Below are 14,837 nucleotides of genomic sequence, written 5' to 3' on the forward strand. Positions count from 1 at the left end.
CGGAAATAACTTTAAGAAGTCATTTCCGTTTTTATTTTGAATCCCGTTAAGAATCAAAGATTTTACTTTGGTTACAATTATCTTGTATAAACAGTAATGATACCCGTAGTTTTATCTTTAATTTTTAATTCCTTATTCGTAAGGTTCATGATGTCGCTGGTTGTACTTGAACCACCAACACTAATAGTTAGATCATTATGAGATCTCACGTAAGTCCCTGTAGTTTCTGTTAGAGAACAGCTACTTCCAGAATAATCCCCCATCACTGCTGCATTACTCAATCTAAGATCTAAATAATCACTAGGACATCCTGTTGTGTTTTGTGGAGCATTAATAAGCACTTCTTTTCCGTCAATAATTGTTCCGGTCTGGCTTAGGTTGTATTTCCCCTGAATTGGAATGATTGTTTCCCCGTCATTGTCATCACTGCTACAAGATGCTGCAAATAAACCAATGCTCAATAATAATCCGAATAATATTCTTTTAGTTTTCATGTTTGATTTCTTTAAAATTATTTTATGCTAAATTAGTTTTAAAGTCTTCCAACAATGTTCTATAATTTTCGGTTTGATTTACATAATTTCATTTAAGTTTAAAGAATTGCTTTACTAAATAGCATTACTGCAAGAAATGCAGTAGTATTTATCTCAAAAAAATATAAAGCGCAATAATTACAACTCAGGATCTTTGCCAGGCGCATCATAAAAAATCTGCTTTATTTGCGGTTTTAGCATATCCTGTAACAGGTACTCCGTTTTTATTGAAACAAGTTGTCGTGTTTTAATAATTACATCTGCTAAAAATTGTATTTTTACTTTATAAAGGCGAGCCGGTAATGGATTGAACGGTATCAGATTATTTTAACGGTATGGTATCGTGCCTAATATGTTTTTTACATATTGCCAGATTATACTTAATTATTATCTTTGAATTATGAGCACATTTACAAAACAAAATCATATAGGGCGAAAAATCAGCCGTATTCGTGAACTTCGGGATATGAAGCAGGAAGCTTTGGCGCAAGCTATGGGAACAAACCAACAAACGATATCTGCAATAGAAAATAGTGAAACTGTAGATGATGAAAAACTTACTGAAGTAGCAAAAGCCCTGGGCGTAAGTGTCGAAGCCATTAAAAACTTTTCAGACGAAGCCGCAATTAATTATTTTAATACTTTATATGATAACAGTAAAAATGGTAGTCAAGGTGCCTTTGCAAATAATTGTACCTTCAATCCATTAGATAAATTGATTGAAGCTTACGACGAAAACAAAAAACTTTATGAGCGTTTATTGCAGGCTGAAAAAGACAAACTCGAATATGTAGAGAAATTATTAAACGGAAAATAATCCGTTGTAAACATATCAAAAAAAAAGGACGAGGTTTCATACGAAGCCTCGTCCTTTTTTTATTTAGTTACATCACGAAAGATAACGGAATATAAAATGACTTGCAGTGTTTACTTTTTTACATACTTATTCAGTATATAATGCGTCACAGGCCTCAACGGACTATTATTTTCGGGATGCCTGCCATGAATATTAAAAAAATCTACTCCATTTGCTGTTTTTGCATACCATATAATAGCAACTCCGTTTTTATCAAAGTACGTTGTGGTATCACACACTTTCAGTTTTTTAAGATTAACAAGAGTTGGATCTAAAATTTCAATGTTACTAAAGCTTCCTACGTCTTGTATTTTCAATTCACAATCTACAATTTCATAATGGTCGCCAGACCATTGCATACACTCCTTATTTGGAAAAGCGAAATAGACCACTACAAATCCTATAAATAAAAATATTGAAGCTACCGTAGTAGTGTATTTCCAATTTATTGGTGGAATTTCCCATGATTTCTTTGGTTTCTTCTCTACACCCGCAAATGAATTTATTTGCGTTGATGTTGGTTGTATTACTTCAAGACCAATTCCTTTTTCTCTCTCTTTTTTATCAAGAAATAATTCCAGATCTCCGGAGCTTTCACTTTGTTCCTTTTCTGCATTTGATACTTCTGGGTGGTTTTCATTCTCACTTTGATTTTCATCTCCATATAAATTTTGAATTCTAAATTTATTAAAGGGTCTTGCTTTAAAATCAACTAAAATTGCAGCTAACTCTATGGTACTACTTTTTGCTGGTTTCTTTCCTTCTTTATAAAAAGTACCTACTTTTTTAAATTTGTCTGTATACTGCGTTGAAGTATTTTCTTCTTTTGGATCAAATTCAAACTTAAAAAAATCAAAGTATACCTTTAAATCATCAGCTTTAGGATTAGATTTAAAAATTTTCCAACATAAATCCCTTAGACTAGCTTGTCCTGGAATCTCTAAAAAGTTATAATATTCTCCTCCCTCTTTTTCTTTCTGATATTTTGCTCTAATAGCATCCTTATAAAGATTTTCAATATTTTCTCGAGTAATTTTTTCCATAAGCTTTCAGGATTTTCAGGATTTTTTCTAGGACTTTTCAGGTTTTTTAGGAGATCTCAGGAAAGTTCGGACATCCCGGAATTCCGTATCGATAAAGGTTTACAAGCGTTGTTACTTTGCCTCAGAATTAGTTCTGATTCGATATCGTATTAAAACAAAAATACAAAACTAGTTCAATTAAAAGTACGGAAAACCGTAAGACGAAATTTATCCGGGAAGTATAAATAAATCTTACTGTTCTACGTGCTTCACTTCCCAAAACACGAAATGATTATTGCTTTAACAAGATCCGGATGGACTCCGGACGGCAATACTCATGCTTAATTTTTAAATCCTAAAAAGATGAAAAAACTAATAATATTGGGTGCGTTTGTGCTATTGAGTACTACATTGTTTTCTTGCACTGCTGATGAATATGAAACTCAAACGAAAAATGAGATAAAAAAGAATCATAATCCTAAAACACCTTCATATGCCGATGGTCCCGGCGATGGCACAGTTCCTCCACCGCCACCGCCGCCAGATGATCACTAAATAAAATATTTAGTTTATAAATAATTACTAAATTAGGGGAAAGTAAATTTTATGTTACGATCCCCTTTTTTTTATTTCATTTTTTTTCTCTTTCTTCTTTCCTGCAAGGAGAAAACACCAATCACAACCAATATAAAACCTATTAGAAAACAAGCAATTAGTTTTCGGGAAATGGGGATAGAAAACTTCGAAAAGAAAAATTTTAACGTTTCTTTTTACAACTTCAATAAAGCAAAAATAGCATATGAAATATTAAAAGACAGTTCAAATATAGTATTCTGTCTTACTAAAATGGCTTCTATTCAACAAATAAACGGAGACTACTACGGAAGCAAAGAAACACTTACTGAGGCATTGCCTTTTATAAAAAAAAGAGGTATTTATACCGTTTCAATCAATAATTTTTTTGGCATTGCTGACAAAGAGCTTTATCTCTACAATGATGCCATATACTATTATAAAGAAGCGATGAAAGATTGTACTGATTCTATAACCAAACAGATCCCATTCAGTAATATCGCAGCAGTTTACATTCAGCAAAAAAAATATACCGAAGCAATACTTATTTTAAATTCTATTTTAAAAAAAGTACCTGATGATACACCTACTACATTAAGTAAAGCAAGAATTAAGGACAATTTAGGATATGCTTATTTTAAAAAAGGAATGAATGAAAAAGGCCTTTTATTAATGGATGAAAGTCTTAAAATGAGAAATCAGGATGATGATACTTACGGAAGCATCGAAAGTAACTTGCATCTGGCTGAATATTTTGCTAAAACCGATCCGAAAAAATCAAACCAATATGCACTAAATGCTTATAAAATAGCGACTAAACTCAACAGCATTGATGAACGGTTAGAAGGTCTTGAATTTTTAATTCTGAATCATTCCGGCAATGAGAATACTCAGTACGCACAAAAATATATCACACTAAATGACAGCATCATTAAAATCCGGAACAACTTTAAAAATAAGTTTGCCAAAATAAAATACGATTCTAAAAAAGAAAAAGACGAAAATCAGAAACTGCGTTTAGAAAAAATTGAAAATCTATATGCATTACAGGAAGCAAAATATCAACGGATATTTTTTATCATAGGAATGGCTTCTTTGATCCTTTTGCTATTATATCTGAGAAAATTTTACCAGAATAGAAATCGAATTGAAAAAATAAAAACAGCCTACGATACTGAAACGAGAATAGCCAAAGATATTCACGATGAATTGGCCAATGATGTTTTTAATACCATCACTTTTACACAAACACAATCTTTAACAAAAGAAGAGGTTAAAGAAACTTTGCTACAAAAATTAAATTTCATTTATACCCGGGTACGCGGAATTTCAAGAGAAAACAATACTATAGACACGGGAACCAATTATGCTGTATCTTTAAAAGAAATGCTTTCTACCTACAATAGTGAGCACACCAATATCATTATTAACAGTATTGAAAAAATAAATTGGGACACTATTGATGATGTTAAAAAAGTTACCATTCACAGAATTTTACAGGAATTAATGGTCAATATGAAAAAACACAGCCAGGCATCAATAGTCGTTCTAAAGTTTGAAAATACTGCAAATACTATTTTGATCCACTATACAGATAATGGAAAAGGCTGCGAAAAAGAAAAAATTAAAAAAAATGGTTTACAAAATATGGAAAACCGTATTCTGGCCATAAAAGGAACTATTACTTTTGAAACTGAACCAGATAAAGGTTTTAAAGTAAAAATATCCATGCCTAAATAATTTTATATGTTTAAAAAAGTAATAATTGCCGAAGATCTGGATGCAATGAATTTGGGAATCCAGCAAGTCTTAAAAGATTTAAATATTGTCGATTTTCAACATTCAAAATATTGCGACGAAGCTTTTCTTAAAATACGTGCTGCGATTACACAAAATGAACCTTATGATTTATTGATTAGTGACCTTTCCTTCAAAACAGATCATCGTGATGTAAAAATTGCTAATGGTGACGAACTGGTTCAAAAAGTTCGGGAATTGCAACCCAACATTAAAATCATAGCTTATTCGGTCGAAGACAAAAGTTATCGTATAAAATCGTTGTTCGACAATGCCGAAATTGATGGTTTTGTGCTCAAAGGCTTAAACAGTATTGAAGAACTAAAAAAAGCAATCCATATTATTTCGACTTCAGATCAAAGATTTATTTCTCCTGAAGTTGCTTCTGCCCTGCAGGAAAAAAGCAATTTTGAAATAGACGATCTGGACATTTTGATCTTAAAACATCTATCATCAGGAACTGCTCAGGATGATATTATCCAAATTTTTAAAGAATTAGGCGTAAAACCCAACAGCAAAAGTGCGATGGAAAAAAGAATCTCCAGACTAAAAGATTTTTTCAAAGCCAATAATACAGTTCATTTGGTTTCGATTACAAAAGACATGGGAATCATTTAAAATTTACTACTGCTATTATAACTTTTTCAAGCTCCTTCGGGGGCTTTTTTTTATTCCTGAAATATAAAAAATCATGCATTATGGATTTCCGTAAAATACTGATATGTATCAGTTTTACATTTGAATAATTAATTAAACTAAAAACCGATGGAAATTAATATTCAACTTAAATCGTTAGCTGATAAAATAAATCAGTTAAAAATTAAAATCGAAACAGAAGAATCTACTAAACATGCTTTTGTTCTGCCTTTTATACATATTTTAGGCTATGACGCATTTAATCCGCTTGAAGTCGTTCCTGAATTTACAGCAGATCTAGGTCTAAAAAAAGGAGAAAAGGTAGATTATGCCATTTTTCAAAATGGAGAACCTATTATAATTGTAGAGTGCAAAAGCTGGAAAGAAAAATTGACGATTCATAATTCTCAATTGTTTCGTTATTTTCATGTTACTAAAACCCGTTTTGCTCTTTTAACAAATGGTATTACTTATCAGTTTTTTACTGATTTGGATAACCAAAATAAAATGGATGAAAAACCTTTTCTTGAGTTTGACATTACAAATCTTAAGGAAAATATAATCAATGAAATTGCTAAGTTTCATAAAGCGAATTTTAATGTTGATAATATTGTCACTAATGCAAGTTCTTTAAAATATATTAAAGAAATAAAAAAGCAAATCAATACAGAACTAGAGAATCCATCTACTGATTTTACTAAACTCTTTGCAAGTAAAGTTTACACTGGCAGACTTACTGAAAAAGTAGTTGATGAATTTAAAGACTTAGTTCAAAAATCTATTAGTCAATTTATTAACGAAAAAATTAATGATCGATTAAATGCTGCCCTTACTAAAGAAACTATCAAACAGCAAAACGAAGAAATTTTAACGGTTGAAGATGATAATAAAATTATTACAACCGAAGAGGAATTAGATAGTTATCGGATAGTAGTTGCCATTTTACGCCGAAAACTTCCAACACATAGAATTGTCTATCGCGACACACAATCATATTTTGGAATCCTGCTTGACGACAATAATAGAAAACCACTAACAAGACTTCACTTAAATGGCAATAAAAAATATATCAGCCTTTTTAATGATAACAAAAATGAATCAAAAATTGCAATTTCATCCATTGACGATATTTACCAATTTGAAAAAGAATTATTAGAAACTGTTGCACTTTATGAAACCGAATAAAAAACAATTATTATGATAAACGATTTAAAAAAATTCCTAAACGAAGAACAAGACCCAAAAGCGGTTGAAAAACTATTAGTAAAAGTAAATGGTTTACTAACCTCTGGAGAACAAGTAGAATATATTGCCGTGCAAAAAAAGCCTGCCATAAACCTGTCACCGGATTGTATCGCCTTAACCAATAAAAGGATAATCTTCTGCAGACCCAGAAATTTAGGCCTGTCAATGGATTTTCAGGACTATGCCTGGAAAGAAATACTAGACTGTCACATGAAAGAAGGAATTATTGGAGCAACCTTTTCAATGAAAACAATAAAAGGTAATATGAATATGCTTGATTATTTACCAAAGGCCCAAGCTCGAAAACTATATCAATTTGCACAACAAAAAGAAGAAGAAATGGTCTTATACAGACGTGAACATGATTTAGAAACCAAAAGAGCAATTGCCGGAGGTGGAATCACAGTTAATGCCAGTTTACCAATTCCTCAAAATATTGAACAAAAAGAAGATCCGTTGGAAACCCTTCAAAAATTGAAAAAATTATTAGATAGTGATATAATCTCACAATCAGAATTTGATACTAAAAAAACAGAAATTTTATCTAAAATGTAAATTATGAAAAGTAAACTAACCGCTGCAATTTTGGCCTTCTTTTTTGGAGGAATTGGAATCCATAAATTTTATTTAGGCCAATCTGGTCAAGGAATTCTTTATTTATTATTTTGCTGGACATTCATTCCTTCGATAATAGCATTTTTTCAGTTTTTCGGACTTTTATTTATGTCTGATCATTCCTTTAATGTAAAATACAACAATGGTTTTTAAATAAAACGGCTGCAAATATGAAGCATTAGATCTAACAATCTATAATATTTAAATATAAATCCAGTATAACTACGCATTTTAAGAACCATATTTCTAATTAGATTTAGCAACTGAAAGTCTGTTGCCATTCTTTGAATTTATATTTCACATTTAAAATCATTTACCCAAAATGCCTATGCAAAAAAACTACCTAGTCTTATTTCTATTACTTGTTATACTTTCCTGCGAAAAAGCTTCTGCTCCTCCTCCAGCACAAATTAACACTTTTTACAAAGCGATAATTACGCCAGATGATCGAAAAACCATTACACCCGAAGAAGCCAGAACATATCACATAAACGACACGTATCAATACGAGTACAGAACCGGAAATCCAGGACATTACGAATACAATTACGATGTAAAAGGCATAAACATCAGGGGCGATTCTGTTTGCGGAAATATCAATGTTCAGGGAAAATATGGTGCCGGAATTTTAACGAGCGATACAATTGCTGAAATTGAAATCAACACCGAATGGATTTCGTACGGAAAACTAAAAGCTTTAGATAAAAAGGGTAATGAATACCATTTAATCGTAAAATAAACAACCTATGAAATATAGTTTACCCGTATTAGTACTATTTGTGTTTTCAACTTCTTTTTGTCCTCCTGAAACCAGCGTATTTATATGCGGCTCTGCCGGAGCAAAAAAATACCATTATAAAGAAACCTGTCGCGGCTTATCAGGCTGTCGCAGTGAAGTCGCAAAAACCTCGCTCAAAAAAGCGCAGGGCCTGGGTTTAACACTTTGCGGATGGGAAGATTAATTATCTTCCCATTTTTTATTTAATCATTTGATAATAATGCCTTTACAATAAATTCACATTAGTTTTATTAATTTGAATAAAACTAAACGTTATGAAATTCTTCAATCTAAATTTTCTGATTTCCTTCAAAGAATGGCTTTTTTTAAGAGCTATGCAATCGTCTTTCCTTCATTAATAAATTACCATTAAAAAAGGGAAAAACTGATTTGAATGAATAAAATTGAGACCTCATTTTTGCACAAAGACCAATTTGGCGATAATTTCTTGTGGGGTGTTTCAACCGCTGCTTTCCAAATTGAAGGCGCCCATGATGCTGACGGAAAAGGTACTTCAATCTGGGATGTTTTTACATCACAAAAAGGAAAGATCAAAAACGGACATCATGCAATAACGGCCTGCGACTTCTACAATTCCTACCAAACCGATATCGACTTAATTAACGAATTAAACATTCCGAATTTTAGGTTTTCCATTAGCTGGCCCAGAATTATGCCTACAGGAATTCATCCCGTAAACCAGGCCGGAATTGATTATTACAACAAGATTATTGATTCTGTATTGGCAGCAGGAGTAGAACCCTGGATTACACTTTATCACTGGGATCTGCCCCATGCTTTAGAAACAAAAGGCGGATGGACGAATCGCGAATCTGTTTCGTGGTTTTCAGAATATGTTGCCGTTTGTGCGGAACATTTTGGAGATCGCGTCAAAAACTGGATGGTAATCAACGAGCCTTCGGTTTTTACAGGTGCCGGATACTTTCTGGGCATTCATGCTCCGGGCAAAAAAGGCATTACCAATTATCTTAAAGCCATGCACCACGTTACATTAGCAACAGCTGCCGGGGCAAAAATACTTCGGAATAAAATACCCGAAGCAAATATTGGAACTACTTTTTCCTGTACCCATATTGAGCCGGCCACTGAAAGTCTAAAAGATGTTGAAGCCGCAAAACGTGTCGATACATTACTCAACAGAACTTTTATAGAACCTATCTTAGGATTAGGCTATCCTCAGGCAGATTTGCCCGTGCTCAAAAAACTCAATAACTATATTTTAGAAGACGATCTCAACAATCTGGCTTTTGATTTTGATTTTATAGGCCTGCAATGTTACACACGTGAGGTTGTAAAATCAGCAATGCTGATTCCGTATATTGGTGCCGAATTAATCAGTGCCGAAAAAAGAAACGTAATTTCAACTGATATGGGATGGGAAGTCTACCCTCCTGCCCTTTATCATGTCCTGAAAAAATTCAACAATTACAAAGGAATAAAAAAAATCATCATAACCGAAAATGGTGCTGCATTTCCAGACGTTTTAACTAACGGAAAAGTATACGACATCAAACGTACCCATTACATTCAGGATCATTTAGAACAGATTCTTAAAGCAAAGAAAGACGGCTTCAATGTCGAAGGTTATTTTGTATGGAGCCTGACCGATAACTTTGAATGGGCAGAAGGTTACAACGCGAGATTTGGATTAATTCATGTTGATTTTGAAACACAACAACGAACAATAAAGCATTCAGGATTGTGGTTTAGGGATTTTTTATCCTAGAGAATGACCAGTGGTAAAAAAATAATTGAACTACAATCCAATTACCCAAAAAAGTACGTTTTATTGCCTTTAAAATTAGTAAGATACAGCGAATAAATTCTAGTAAAAACATCTGTTAAAAAGCAAAAAAAATCAATCATTTCACTGATAAACAGTAGGTTTATTGGCTGTTTTTGCTTATCTTTATAGTATAAATAACAGATAATATATGCCAAAAAACAAACTTTTCAAAGACCTCATTTACTCCTCAAAAAATTATCCTTTTTACTACTACGCGCATTTTATTTTTCAAAATGCTTCACAATTTCTTTTAGAAACCAGTTTTTCTAATCTTTTTTCTGCACCAAATATAAAAGCGCAGAAGACACCAAAGCGACAGTTCCAATTCCTATCGTAATTATTTTTCTTGGATATATTTTCTGAGCAATTTTTTTCGAAAATATACCGGCAAAATTTAAAAAAGAATTTCCTTGTTTAGGATGTTCTTTCGACTCTTCATTTTTATTTTTATTTTCCACAAAACCCTCTGTCGCTATGATTTTTTTCTCTCTTTCAACAACTGGTTTAGCTTTATCAGCACTTTCAATTTCTTTTGCCTCTTCGATTCTACACTTTTCATTAAACTTTTTAAAAGGGCGTGGCTGAAAATCAACTATAACGGCTGCAAGATTTATGGCGTCAATATTCAATGGATCTGTTTCACCTTTAAAAAAGGTTTCAATAGGACGGAACTTATCTTTTTGTTCTTTAAACTTGTTTTTTTTGGTGTGATCAAAATCCAGACAGAATAAATTTCGAAAAACATTTAAATCATCCTGAGTTGGGTTATTCTCGAAAATAAGCCAGCACAAATCGCGGAGTTTTCCGCGAGAAGGACTATACAAATAATCAAAGTATTCTCCGTCTTTTTCGAGTTCGTATTTAATTTTAATCGCTTTTTTATATTCCTCTAATGTATTATTCATCTTGCCTTTTTTAAGAACCTCTTTGTCCACATTATATTTATTTTTCACCACAAAAATTTTTCTATGCTTTTATTTTTTGACTGCTACAATTCAAATCTCTACCAGCACATTCAATTTTTATTCCAATTACATCTTATTTCTACATTTTTTTTTAAAAGTTGAGCCAACTTTTGTCTGGTTTATTGCCTCTATTATAATAGAGATTTGTTCCGTAATAATTAACCCTTAATAAAAAAAACAGGCTTTGCATTTTTATATTATTGGGAATTCATGGGAATCCCAGGAAAACGCAGGAATTCTGGGAATCCCTTATCTACAGTGGTCTAAAAGTGCCTTTCCTTTGCATCAGAAATTAGTTCAGGTTTTGTCTGCAGACTAAAACAAATATATAAAACTAGTTCAAATTAACAGTGTAAAAAACCGTAAGACCAAGTTTATTCGGGAAGTATAAATAACGTCTTACAGTTCTACACCGTTTACTTCCCAAAAATCAATTGGTATTGCCATAAACAAGCTCTGGATAAACTCCGGACAGCAATACTCATGTCTAATTTCTAAATTAAATCAAAATGAAAAAACTATTACTTTTTATCGCTTTTGCGTTATTATTTACCATATTTTCTTGTACTCCGGATGAATACGAAACTCCGCAAAAACAAGAAGCAGAAAAAACTGTAAATCCATTAAAAGCAACTTATGCTGACGGTCCAGGGGACAATGGGGGAACGCCACCTCCGACACCGGAAACTGATCACTAAATATATATTTTTAGTATCTAATTAATTACTATTTTCGGGGAAAGTAAATTTATATGTTACGGTCCCCGTTTTTTTGTTTTATTATGCTTTTTTTTCTTTTTTCCTGTCAGGAAAAAAAGACTGTCAATATAAACACAGAACCTATACGAAAAGAGGCACTTACTTTACGAAATAAAGGTATTGAACACTTTAAGAAACAAAACTTTAATACTGCTTTTCATGAATTTACTCAATCAAAAGCACTTTATGAAACTTTAAAAGACAGTGCTAATATAGGGTGGATACTTACTCAAATAACAACAATTCAGCAAGTCAACGGGGACTACTATGGCAGTAAAGAAACCGCAACCGAAGCGCTATCATATTTTAAAAAAAAGAATATGTATACCGCTGATATAAATAATAGATTAGGTATTGCTGATAAAGAACTTTCTCTGTACGATGATGCCATTCTTTACTATAAAAAATCTGCAGAAGAACATACAGATCCTATTCTTAAGCAAATGCCTTTAAGTAATATTGCACCAGTTTATATCCAACAAAAAAAATATGGTAAGGCAATCACACTTTTAGAATCTCTTTTGAACAAAAAAGTACGCAAGGAGACATCTCAGTCCACTACTGTAGCCACAATGATAGATAACTTAGGATATGCTTATTTTAAGAATTCAATGGATGAAAAAGGATTCTCTTTAATGAATCAAGCACTCCAGACTAGAACTGAACTTAAAGATACTTATGGAAGTATTGAAAGTTATTTACACCTTGCCGATTATTATGCTAAAAAAGACATTCAAAAATCAAATAAAAATGCTCTTGCGGCTTACCATGCAGCCACAAAACTAAATAGTGTTGACGAAAGATTAGAAGCGCTGCAAATTCTAATTTCAAATGATCACAGTGCGCAAAACAACCACTATGTGCAGAGGTACTTTTCTTTAAACGACAGTATTATTAAGGTTAGAAATAACTTTAAAAATAAGTTTGCTAAAATTAAATACGATTCTAAAAAAGAAAAAGACGAAAACGCCAAACTTCGTTTAGAAAAAGCAGAAAACCTCTTATCCCTTCAAAAAGCCAAATATCTGCGCATTGTATTTGTCATTGCTTTTATTTTTCTGGTTATTTTGATAGCAATTTTAATACGTTATTATAGAAATAAAAACAGGGCTATAGAATTCAGGACTTCGTACAATACCGAAACCCGAATCGCTAAAAAAATACACGATGAACTGGCAAACGACGTATTTCATGCGATTGCTTTTGCCGAATCACAGCCTCTGTCTGTAGAAAGTACCAAAGAGAATCTACTTCAAAAATTAGATGATATCTACGGACGTGTGAGAGGTATTTCAAGAGAAAACAATAGAATTGATACCGGCATAGATTTTACCAAAAGCATAAAAGAAATGCTTTCGGCTTACAATACTTCCGAACGAAATATTATGGTCACGCATTTAGAAGATATAAACTGGGAAATTATTGATGATATAAAAAAGATTACCATTAGTCGAATTTTACAGGAATTAATGGTCAATATGAAGAAACACAGTAAGGCAAATCTAGTGGTTATAAAATTTGAAAGTGATCCCAAATCAATCTTAATAAACTATATAGACAATGGTAAAGGCTGCGAAAAAACAGAGATGGTAAAAAATGGCCTCCAAAACATGGAAAACCGTATTCAGGCTGTTAAAGGAACCATTGATTTTGATACAGAACCCGACAAAGGGTTTAGGGTAAAAATATCCATGCCCAAACAAACATAAATTAAAGCATAACACTGTAAAATAAAAGCCTTTCAGGATTACTCCCGAAAGGCTTTTCTCTTCAAAAAACAAGCTAATTATAACCTTAATTAGTGTTACAGTGTCTGTTCTAAAACATCCACCACTTCTTTCCAGTTGTTTACCCTTAAGTGATGTGTTTTATCAACATTATGAAATGCCGTAAACATAATGGGTTTCCCTATGCAATAATCCAGGTTTTTACAGTGATCATCGATCATATAATCGGTATTGATAATTCTTTTGCTTCCGCATAAAATGATATTTTCCCATTTGATAAAAGGAAAATGTTCCCCAAGCCAATCTATTTTTTCAGCAAGAGAAACCGGAAATTCTGTCGCAGCAGAAACAATAAAAATTTCGAAGTTATCTTGTAATCTTCGCAAACTTTCAACTGCATCCGGCATTACAGGCAACGATCTGAAAAAATTATCTTTATTTAAAATGCCACGTACCAGATCTCTTTCCTTAAAAGCATCTTCTTCAGATAATCCCTGAATACTTTCTTTAGAAAGCGTTGTTCCATGTGCTTTATTGTAATGCTCTATTAATTGTGCTTCTATATCAGCCAGCACGCCATCCATATCAACGGCAATCGTTTTCTTTTTCATTATAAATTTATTTTGCAACAAATTTACGCAAATATTGCAAATTATTGCAATTTTAACTTATTTTTGCAATATAAATTTGCATCAAATGAAAAAGGAAGAACGTCAAAAAGTAATTTTAGAATATTTATCAAAAGAGCACAGAGTTACTTTACTGGAACTTAGTGAATACTTAAATGTATCCGAAGACACTATTCGCAGAGATGTAAAAGAACTTTCTGACCAGGGTTTATTAAAAGCTGTCCGCGGTGGCGCAGTTGCTCCTTCTCCCATTCCGTTACACTTTAGAAACAGGGAAAAACACGATCTTGAAAACAAGAAAATCATTGCCGAAAAAGCACTTCCCTTTTTAAAAGACGGACAGGTCGTATTTATTGACGGGGGAACAACTTCATTGGCTCTGGTAGCCAGTTTTCCTTATGACTTAAAAATAACCGTCATCACCAACAGTTTTCCGGTTGCGGCACTCGTAGAGGATTTACCTAATATTGAACTGATTTTTGCGGGCGGAAAAATGTGTAAAACTTCGTTTACCACAGCCAGTATCGAAACCATAGATTTCTTTAGGAATTTCAGAGCTGATATTTGTATTTTAGGACTTTGCAGCATTCATCATGAAAGAGGTGTGACCGGTATTTTATACGACGACTCACAAATTAAAAAGAACATGATTCAAAATTCAAATTTTGTTATTGCACTGGGGTCTGCTGAAAAAATTGACACTGCCGAATCTTACTTCGTTTGCCCTCTTAAAGATATTAATGTGCTGGTAACGAATATCTCTCCGGAAGATGAAACTTTTAAAGCATACAAGGAATGCGGTGTAACGATTGTTTAATTCTCGGATAGATTTAAAATCTACAGGCGATCAATACGGAGCTATTTGCTCCTATAGGTTTCGAACGAAGTTCACTGAA

Annotated in this window: 19 protein-coding genes; 14 read left to right on the top strand and 5 right to left on the bottom strand. The window is 32.6% G+C overall.

The window, feature by feature from the left end; translation table 11 throughout:
* Nucleotides 1-77: 77 nt before the first annotated feature.
* A complete protein-coding gene (locus tag ACHRWY_RS17005) occupies nucleotides 78-494 on the bottom strand; it encodes a lipocalin family protein (protein WP_395356277.1) in 417 nt (138 codons plus the stop codon).
* Between the two features lie 439 nt (nucleotides 495-933).
* On the opposite strand from ACHRWY_RS17005, the gene ACHRWY_RS17010 reads away from it, so the two are divergent.
* On the top strand, nucleotides 934-1,350 hold the full coding sequence (locus tag ACHRWY_RS17010; protein ID WP_395356278.1) for a helix-turn-helix domain-containing protein: 417 nt from the start codon (nucleotides 934-936) through the stop codon (nucleotides 1,348-1,350).
* Between the two features lie 110 nt (nucleotides 1,351-1,460).
* On the opposite strand, the gene ACHRWY_RS17015 is transcribed toward ACHRWY_RS17010, so the two are convergent.
* A complete protein-coding gene (locus ACHRWY_RS17015; protein ID WP_395356279.1) occupies nucleotides 1,461-2,432 on the bottom strand; it encodes a hypothetical protein in 972 nt (323 codons plus the stop codon).
* Nucleotides 2,433-2,774: 342 nt separating this feature from the next.
* Between ACHRWY_RS17015 and ACHRWY_RS17020 the strand changes: the two genes are divergently transcribed.
* The gene (locus ACHRWY_RS17020; RefSeq protein ID WP_395356280.1) at nucleotides 2,775-2,966 is read left to right on the top strand and encodes a hypothetical protein; all 192 of its coding nucleotides are present in this window, start codon (nucleotides 2,775-2,777) and stop codon (nucleotides 2,964-2,966) included.
* A 71-nt stretch (nucleotides 2,967-3,037) separates the two neighbouring features.
* On the opposite strand, the gene ACHRWY_RS17025 is transcribed toward ACHRWY_RS17020, so the two are convergent.
* Nucleotides 3,038-3,145, bottom strand: coding sequence for a hypothetical protein (locus ACHRWY_RS17025; RefSeq protein WP_395356500.1), 108 nt, complete (start codon nucleotides 3,143-3,145; stop codon nucleotides 3,038-3,040).
* Nucleotides 3,146-3,257: 112 nt separating this feature from the next.
* Here ACHRWY_RS17025 and ACHRWY_RS17030 point away from each other — a divergent pair, with 112 nt between their 5' ends.
* The 8 genes from ACHRWY_RS17030 to ACHRWY_RS17065 all read left to right on the top strand — a co-directional run bounded on the left by ACHRWY_RS17030 (nucleotide 3,258) and on the right by ACHRWY_RS17065 (nucleotide 9,802).
* Entirely contained in the window at nucleotides 3,258-4,724 is a 1,467-nt protein-coding gene (locus ACHRWY_RS17030) for an ATP-binding protein (RefSeq protein WP_395356281.1), read from the top strand.
* 6 nt (nucleotides 4,725-4,730) lie between these two features.
* Complete coding sequence (locus ACHRWY_RS17035; RefSeq protein WP_395356282.1) at nucleotides 4,731-5,399, top strand: response regulator; 669 nt, start codon at nucleotides 4,731-4,733, stop codon at nucleotides 5,397-5,399.
* A 147-nt stretch (nucleotides 5,400-5,546) separates the two neighbouring features.
* Nucleotides 5,547-6,602, top strand: coding sequence for a type I restriction endonuclease (locus ACHRWY_RS17040; RefSeq protein WP_395356283.1), 1,056 nt, complete (start codon nucleotides 5,547-5,549; stop codon nucleotides 6,600-6,602).
* A gap of 12 nt (nucleotides 6,603-6,614) precedes the next feature.
* Nucleotides 6,615-7,217: a PH domain-containing protein gene (locus ACHRWY_RS17045; protein WP_395356285.1), complete on the top strand. Its 603-nt coding sequence runs from the start codon at nucleotides 6,615-6,617 to the stop codon at nucleotides 7,215-7,217.
* A 3-nt stretch (nucleotides 7,218-7,220) separates the two neighbouring features.
* Nucleotides 7,221-7,430 carry a TM2 domain-containing protein gene (locus ACHRWY_RS17050; RefSeq protein ID WP_395356287.1) on the top strand — a complete coding sequence of 70 codons (210 nt, stop codon included), beginning with the start codon at nucleotides 7,221-7,223 and terminating at the stop codon, nucleotides 7,428-7,430.
* A 175-nt stretch (nucleotides 7,431-7,605) separates the two neighbouring features.
* Nucleotides 7,606-8,016, top strand: coding sequence for a hypothetical protein (locus ACHRWY_RS17055; protein ID WP_395356288.1), 411 nt, complete (start codon nucleotides 7,606-7,608; stop codon nucleotides 8,014-8,016).
* 7 nt (nucleotides 8,017-8,023) lie between these two features.
* The gene (locus ACHRWY_RS17060; RefSeq protein ID WP_395356289.1) at nucleotides 8,024-8,239 is read left to right on the top strand and encodes a hypothetical protein; all 216 of its coding nucleotides are present in this window, start codon (nucleotides 8,024-8,026) and stop codon (nucleotides 8,237-8,239) included.
* A 210-nt stretch (nucleotides 8,240-8,449) separates the two neighbouring features.
* Nucleotides 8,450-9,802: a GH1 family beta-glucosidase gene (locus ACHRWY_RS17065; protein ID WP_395356290.1), complete on the top strand. Its 1,353-nt coding sequence runs from the start codon at nucleotides 8,450-8,452 to the stop codon at nucleotides 9,800-9,802.
* Nucleotides 9,803-10,128: 326 nt separating this feature from the next.
* On the opposite strand, the gene ACHRWY_RS17070 is transcribed toward ACHRWY_RS17065, so the two are convergent.
* Nucleotides 10,129-10,767 (bottom strand): hypothetical protein, encoded by a 639-nt coding sequence (locus ACHRWY_RS17070; RefSeq protein WP_395356291.1) that lies wholly within the window; start codon nucleotides 10,765-10,767, stop codon nucleotides 10,129-10,131.
* A 244-nt stretch (nucleotides 10,768-11,011) separates the two neighbouring features.
* On the opposite strand from ACHRWY_RS17070, the gene ACHRWY_RS17075 reads away from it, so the two are divergent.
* The 3 genes from ACHRWY_RS17075 (at nucleotide 11,012) to ACHRWY_RS17085 (ending at nucleotide 13,294) form a co-directional block, all read left to right on the top strand.
* Nucleotides 11,012-11,146, top strand: a complete 135-nt coding sequence (locus ACHRWY_RS17075) for a hypothetical protein (protein WP_395356292.1) — start codon at nucleotides 11,012-11,014, stop codon at nucleotides 11,144-11,146.
* 190 nt (nucleotides 11,147-11,336) lie between these two features.
* A complete protein-coding gene (locus tag ACHRWY_RS17080; RefSeq protein ID WP_395356293.1) occupies nucleotides 11,337-11,525 on the top strand; it encodes a hypothetical protein in 189 nt (62 codons plus the stop codon).
* Between the two features lie 53 nt (nucleotides 11,526-11,578).
* A complete protein-coding gene (locus ACHRWY_RS17085) occupies nucleotides 11,579-13,294 on the top strand; it encodes an ATP-binding protein (RefSeq protein WP_395356295.1) in 1,716 nt (571 codons plus the stop codon).
* Between the two features lie 95 nt (nucleotides 13,295-13,389).
* Here the strand turns inward: ACHRWY_RS17085 and ACHRWY_RS17090 are convergent, their stop codons facing one another.
* A complete protein-coding gene (locus tag ACHRWY_RS17090) occupies nucleotides 13,390-13,923 on the bottom strand; it encodes a 5'(3')-deoxyribonucleotidase (RefSeq protein WP_395356296.1) in 534 nt (177 codons plus the stop codon).
* 85 nt (nucleotides 13,924-14,008) lie between these two features.
* Here ACHRWY_RS17090 and ACHRWY_RS17095 point away from each other — a divergent pair, with 85 nt between their 5' ends.
* Nucleotides 14,009-14,758, top strand: coding sequence for a DeoR/GlpR family DNA-binding transcription regulator (locus tag ACHRWY_RS17095; protein ID WP_395356297.1), 750 nt, complete (start codon nucleotides 14,009-14,011; stop codon nucleotides 14,756-14,758).
* Nucleotides 14,759-14,837: the final 79 nt, after the last annotated feature.

It is taken from the genome of Flavobacterium sp. FlaQc-48 (assembly GCF_044007335.1).
GTDB lineage: Bacteria > Bacteroidota > Bacteroidia > Flavobacteriales > Flavobacteriaceae > Flavobacterium.

Coding starts and splice junctions, on each gene's coding strand:
- ACHRWY_RS17060 (WP_395356289.1), top strand. CDS start 8,024: ATGAAATATAGTTTACCCGTATTAGTACTATTTGTGTTTTCAACTTCT.
- ACHRWY_RS17050 (WP_395356287.1), top strand. CDS start 7,221: ATGAAAAGTAAACTAACCGCTGCAATTTTGGCCTTCTTTTTTGGAGGA.
- ACHRWY_RS17015 (WP_395356279.1), bottom strand. CDS start 2,432: ATGGAAAAAATTACTCGAGAAAATATTGAAAATCTTTATAAGGATGCT.
- ACHRWY_RS17005 (WP_395356277.1), bottom strand. CDS start 494: ATGAAAACTAAAAGAATATTATTCGGATTATTATTGAGCATTGGTTTA.
- ACHRWY_RS17085 (WP_395356295.1), top strand. CDS start 11,579: ATGTTACGGTCCCCGTTTTTTTGTTTTATTATGCTTTTTTTTCTTTTT.
- ACHRWY_RS17045 (WP_395356285.1), top strand. CDS start 6,615: ATGATAAACGATTTAAAAAAATTCCTAAACGAAGAACAAGACCCAAAA.
- ACHRWY_RS17035 (WP_395356282.1), top strand. CDS start 4,731: ATGTTTAAAAAAGTAATAATTGCCGAAGATCTGGATGCAATGAATTTG.
- ACHRWY_RS17095 (WP_395356297.1), top strand. CDS start 14,009: ATGAAAAAGGAAGAACGTCAAAAAGTAATTTTAGAATATTTATCAAAA.
- ACHRWY_RS17020 (WP_395356280.1), top strand. CDS start 2,775: ATGAAAAAACTAATAATATTGGGTGCGTTTGTGCTATTGAGTACTACA.
- ACHRWY_RS17030 (WP_395356281.1), top strand. CDS start 3,258: ATGGCTTCTATTCAACAAATAAACGGAGACTACTACGGAAGCAAAGAA.
- ACHRWY_RS17055 (WP_395356288.1), top strand. CDS start 7,606: ATGCAAAAAAACTACCTAGTCTTATTTCTATTACTTGTTATACTTTCC.
- ACHRWY_RS17010 (WP_395356278.1), top strand. CDS start 934: ATGAGCACATTTACAAAACAAAATCATATAGGGCGAAAAATCAGCCGT.
- ACHRWY_RS17090 (WP_395356296.1), bottom strand. CDS start 13,923: ATGAAAAAGAAAACGATTGCCGTTGATATGGATGGCGTGCTGGCTGAT.
- ACHRWY_RS17080 (WP_395356293.1), top strand. CDS start 11,337: ATGAAAAAACTATTACTTTTTATCGCTTTTGCGTTATTATTTACCATA.
- ACHRWY_RS17070 (WP_395356291.1), bottom strand. CDS start 10,767: ATGAATAATACATTAGAGGAATATAAAAAAGCGATTAAAATTAAATAC.
- ACHRWY_RS17040 (WP_395356283.1), top strand. CDS start 5,547: ATGGAAATTAATATTCAACTTAAATCGTTAGCTGATAAAATAAATCAG.
- ACHRWY_RS17065 (WP_395356290.1), top strand. CDS start 8,450: ATGAATAAAATTGAGACCTCATTTTTGCACAAAGACCAATTTGGCGAT.